The sequence below is a fragment of the Solidesulfovibrio sp. genome (genome assembly GCF_029978005.1).
Lineage (GTDB): Bacteria > Desulfobacterota > Desulfovibrionia > Desulfovibrionales > Desulfovibrionaceae > Solidesulfovibrio.
In genome coordinates this window covers 1-4476 of sequence record NZ_JARKOZ010000161.1, presented here as the reverse complement: position 1 = coordinate 4476, position 4476 = coordinate 1, and the positions used below count along the sequence as shown (strand labels likewise).

The following is a 4476-nucleotide window of genomic DNA, read 5'->3' as shown; positions in this document are numbered from 1 at the left end:
CTGGCCGGCTTTGCGGCCTGCGTCGTCCGCCCCATTTTCCCGACCACAACGACCGACGCCCGCCGTTCCCGGCCGCTTTCCCACCCGCCCCCGTCGGGGAGGTCCAGGAGGGGATCATCCCCTCCTGGCCGCCGGAGGCATCTTCCCTCTTTTCCCCATCTCTCCCTCTTCACCCTTCCTTCTTCCTGAAATCGAACAACCGTCCGCGCACGATGGCTTCGCGGCCGAACTTGCCGCGGATGGCGTCCAGGGCGGCGTCGATTTTGCCGTCGCGGGCGGTTTGGGTTTGGGCGGGGGATGCGAAGAGTTCGAGTTGTCGTTCCTGGCGGCCGAAGTTGGAGACGCCGAGGCCGATGAGGCGCACGGATTTGGGCAGCGGTTCGGCGTCGAGGAGGGCTTTGGCGGCTTGGAAGATGGCGGCGTCGCCGTCGGTGGGTTCGGGGAGGGTGCGGCTGCGGGTGATTTGCCGGAAGTCGTTGAACTTGAGTTTGAGGGTGACGGTGCGGCCGCGGAGGTTTTCCTGGCGCAGTTCGCGGCCGACGCGTTCGGCCTGAAGCAGGAGCCAGGCGGAGAGGCGCTGCCGGTCGGCGGTATCGACGTCGAAGGTGTTTTCGGCGGAGACGGATTTGGCTTCCCGGCTGGGGCTGACGGTGTCGCTGCCGAGACCGTTGGCGCGGGCGTAGAGGTCGAGGCCCCATTTGCCGCAGTGGCGCCGCCAGAAATCGGGCGGGTAGGCCAGGACGTCGCGCACAAGGCGCACGCCCAGGCGCGTGAGGGTTTCCTTGGCGCGCCTGCCGACGCCGGGGATTTTCTCCACGGGCAGGTCGGCCAGGAACACGGCCACTTGGTCGGAAGCGACCACGGTGAGGCCGTCGGGCTTGTCGTAGTCCGAGGCGATCTTGGCGATGAATTTGACCGGCGCGATGCCGACGGAGCAGGCAAGACCCGTTTCCTGGCGGATCATGGCCTTGATGGCGCGACCCAGGGTTTCGGGCGGTCCGAAGAGGGTTTCGGTGCCGGTGATGTCCACGTAGGCTTCGTCGATGGAGGCGGGTTCGACCAGGGGCGAGATGCGTTCGAGGGTGGCCATGACGATGCGGGAAACTTCGCTGTAACGACGGCGGTTGCCGGGCAGGAAGACGCCGTGGGGGCAGCGGCGTTTGGCCTCGACCACGGGCATGGCCGAGCGCACGCCGAAGACGCGGGCTTCGTAGGAGGCGGCCGAGACGACCCCGCGCAGGTGGTTGCCGATGATGACGGGCTTTCCCGCCAGCGTCGGGTCGTCGTGCTGCTCGACGGAAGCGAAGAACGCGTCCATGTCGAGGTGGAGGATGGTCGCCATGAGCCAGCTTGCGCCGATTGCGGGCTGAAATCAAGGCAGGGGGCCCGGGCGCGGCCGAGGCCGCGCCCGGGTGACGGCGGACGCGTCGTGAAGGGTGTCGCTACGCCTTGACGTCCACGTTCCCGCCGAGCCCCTTGGCGGTGGAGAGGACTTTCGTCTGGAAATCGAAGTCCTGGTCCACCCGGCCGGTGGTCTGGTCGGTGTTGAGCCGGGTCAGCGTGTCCGTGACCACCTGGGCTCCGAGTTTCTGCTGCGCGAACGCGCCCTTGAGCGTGCCGCTTCCCGATCCGTCTATCGCATCCATGGCTGGCCTCCTGGGGCAAATTTATACTTCCTCGTCACCTATCGGACACCAAGGGTGACTCCTTTAGGCAAGCCGTTGGACAATGCCGCGTCCCATTTGGTACGAAGCATCATCCCCTTGTCCGGGTCTCATTCCGAGGAGGTTCCCATGCCCGTTGCGCACTGTCCGCTCGAAACGCTGGACGCCGATTCCCTCTCCTGCTCGATCCGCAATCACATCACGCATTCCCTGGGCAAGCCCTGCGCCGAGGCCGGAAACCGCGACGTGGCCGAGGCCCTGTCCATGACGCTGCGCGACCGGCTCGTGGACAAGATGCTCGAAACCCGCCAGCGCTACCGCGACGCCCGGGCCAAGCGCATGTACTACCTGTCCATCGAATACCTGCTCGGCCGGTGTCTGGGGAACAACGTGGACAACATGCGCCTCGGGGGCGCGTGCGGCGAGCTCTTGCGCCAGTGGGGCTTCGAGCTGGAGGAGATACGGGAGTTCGAGCGCGACCCGGCGCTCGGCAACGGCGGGCTCGGCCGCCTGGCCGCCTGCTTTCTCGATTCCCTGGCCACCCTGGACCTGCCGGGCTGCGGCTACGGCATCCACTACGAATTCGGCCTGTTCAAGCAAGGCATCGAGAACGACCGGCAGGTGGAGCGGCCCGACTACTGGATGGCCGAAGGCATGCCCCTGCAGCTCGAACGCCGCGACCAGTCCGTCATCGTGCCCATCTACGGCCGCATCGAGGACCACCTGGGCCCCGACGGCGGCTACCTCCCCCTGTGGGTGGACTGGCAGGACCTGCTCGGCGTGCCCTACGACGTCCCCATCGTGGGCTACGGCGACAAGACCGTCAATTACCTGCGGCTTTTCGCCGCCCGCTCCACCGACAACTTCGACATGAAGATCTTCGACCAGGGCGACTACATCAAGGCCATCCACCAGAAGGTCTACTCGGAACTGATCTCCAAGATCCTCTACCCCAGCGAATCCATCTCCTTCGGCCGCGAGCTGCGCCTGGTCCAGGAATACTTCCTCGTCTTCTGCTCGCTTCGCGACATCACCCGCCGCTTCCTCAAGCAGAACCGCAACATCGAAGAACTGCCGGAATATACGGCCATCCAGCTCAACGACACCCACCCGGCCCTGGCCGTGGCCGAACTCATGCGCATCCTCGTCGACGAGCGGCGCGTGCCCTGGGACCGGGCCTGGAACATCACCACCCGCACCCTGGCCTTCACCAACCACACGCTCATGCCGGAATCCCTGGAAATGTGGCCCGTGGACCTCATGGGCAAGGTCCTGCCGCGCCACCTCCAGATCATCTACGAAATCAACCGGCGCTTCCTCGACCAGGTCCGCCTGACCTCCAAACCCGACGAAGCCACCCTGCGCCGGCTGTCGCTCATCGAGGAGTCCGGCGGCAAACAGGTGCGCATGGCCAACCTGGCCGTGGTGGGCTCGCACTCGGTCAACGGCGTGTCCAAGCTCCACTCCGAACTGGTCAAGAAGGTGCTCTTCCCGGACTACGCCGCCCTGTGGCCCGGCAAATTCAACAACAAGACCAACGGCATCACCCCGCGCCGCTGGCTGCACCTGGCCAACCCGGGCCTGTCGGCCCTCATCGACGAGGCCATCGGCCAGGGCTGGGTCACGGACCTCGACCGCCTCGAGGACCTCGTCCCCCTGGCCGAGGACACGGCCTTCCGCCAAAAATTCATGGCCGTCAAACGCGCCAACAAGGAACGCCTGGCCGCCTACGTCGCCAAGACCTCGGGCGTGGTGCTCCCCCCGGACGCCGTCTTCGACATCCAGGCCAAACGCATCCACGAGTACAAGCGCCAGCTCCTCAACGTCATGCACGTCATCCACGACTACCTGCGCCTTACCGAGGACGGCTTCGCCCCGGCCGTGCCGCGCGTCTACCTCTTCGCCGGCAAGGCCGCGCCCGGCTACTTCGAAGCCAAGGAAATCATCCACCTCATCTGCTGCCTGGCCAAGGTCATCAACGCCGACAAACGCGTCGGCGACCACATCAAGGTCGTCTTCGTGCCGGATTACCGCGTTTCCCTGGCCGAAAAACTCATTCCCGCCTGCGACGTCAGCGAACAGATCTCCACCGCCGGCACCGAGGCCTCGGGCACCGGCAACATGAAGTTCTCCCTCAATGGCGCGCTCACCATCGGCACACTCGACGGCGCGAACATCGAAATCCGCGAAAGCGTGGGCGAAGACAACTTCTACCTCTTCGGACTTTCCACCCCCGAAGTGGAACGCATCCTCGGCGAAGGCTCCTACGACCCCTGGGAATACTACAGCAAACACCCGGAAATCCGCCGCGTCCTTGACGCCATCTCCGCCGGCCGCTTCAGCCCGGAAGCGGCCTCCAGCTTCCACTGGATCTTCGAGAAACTCCTGGCCCGCAACGAACGCTACATGCACCTGGCCGACTTCATGTCCTACATCGAAACCCACGAACGCCTGGGCATGGACTACGCCCGGCCCGACGTCTGGGCGCGCAAGGCCATCCTCAACACCGCCCGCATGGGCTACTTCTCCTCCGACCGCACCATCCGCGAATACGCCCGCGACGTCTGGGGCATAAAGCCCGTGCCGCCGAAGTGAGGAGGCGAAAGGGAGAAGGGAAGAGAGAAGAGGGAAGATGCCTCCGGCGGCCGGGAGGGGGTGACCCCCTCCCGGACCCTCCCCGACGGGGGTGAGCGGGAGGATGGGAGGGAACGGCAAGCGGCGGGGCGTCGGTCGTTGTGGTCTCGGAAATGGGCCGGGCGACGCAGGCCGCAAAGCCGGCCAGCACCGCCCGGCCCATTTCCCCGACCACGGG

General features: G+C 65.9%; 3 protein-coding genes. 1 reads left to right on the top strand and 2 read right to left on the bottom strand.

Translation table 11 applies throughout. The annotated features are described in order from the left end of the window. Positions 1 to 169: 169 nt before the first annotated feature. Both Q1K70_RS18050 and Q1K70_RS18045 read right to left on the bottom strand, forming a co-directional pair. Positions 170 to 1342, bottom strand: a complete 1173-nt coding sequence (locus tag Q1K70_RS18050) for a DNA polymerase IV (RefSeq protein ID WP_300162636.1) — start codon at positions 1340 to 1342, stop codon at positions 170 to 172. A 100-nt stretch (positions 1343 to 1442) separates the two neighbouring features. Continuing rightward, on the bottom strand, positions 1443 to 1646 hold the full coding sequence (locus tag Q1K70_RS18045; RefSeq protein ID WP_300162634.1) for a hypothetical protein: 204 nt from the start codon (positions 1644 to 1646) through the stop codon (positions 1443 to 1445). Between the two features lie 147 nt (positions 1647 to 1793). Here Q1K70_RS18045 and Q1K70_RS18040 point away from each other — a divergent pair, with 147 nt between their 5' ends. Then, positions 1794 to 4259 carry a glycogen/starch/alpha-glucan phosphorylase gene (locus tag Q1K70_RS18040; RefSeq protein ID WP_300162631.1) on the top strand — a complete coding sequence of 822 codons (2466 nt, stop codon included), beginning with the start codon at positions 1794 to 1796 and terminating at the stop codon, positions 4257 to 4259. The last annotated feature ends 217 nt before the right edge of the window (positions 4260 to 4476 follow it).

Excerpts from the sequence above, each read along its gene's own strand:
- Q1K70_RS18050 (WP_300162636.1), bottom strand. The coding sequence starts at position 1,342 with ATGGCGACCATCCTCCACCTCGACATGGACGCGTTCTTCGCTTCCGTC.
- Q1K70_RS18040 (WP_300162631.1), top strand. The coding sequence starts at position 1,794 with ATGCCCGTTGCGCACTGTCCGCTCGAAACGCTGGACGCCGATTCCCTC.
- Q1K70_RS18045 (WP_300162634.1), bottom strand. The coding sequence starts at position 1,646 with ATGGATGCGATAGACGGATCGGGAAGCGGCACGCTCAAGGGCGCGTTC.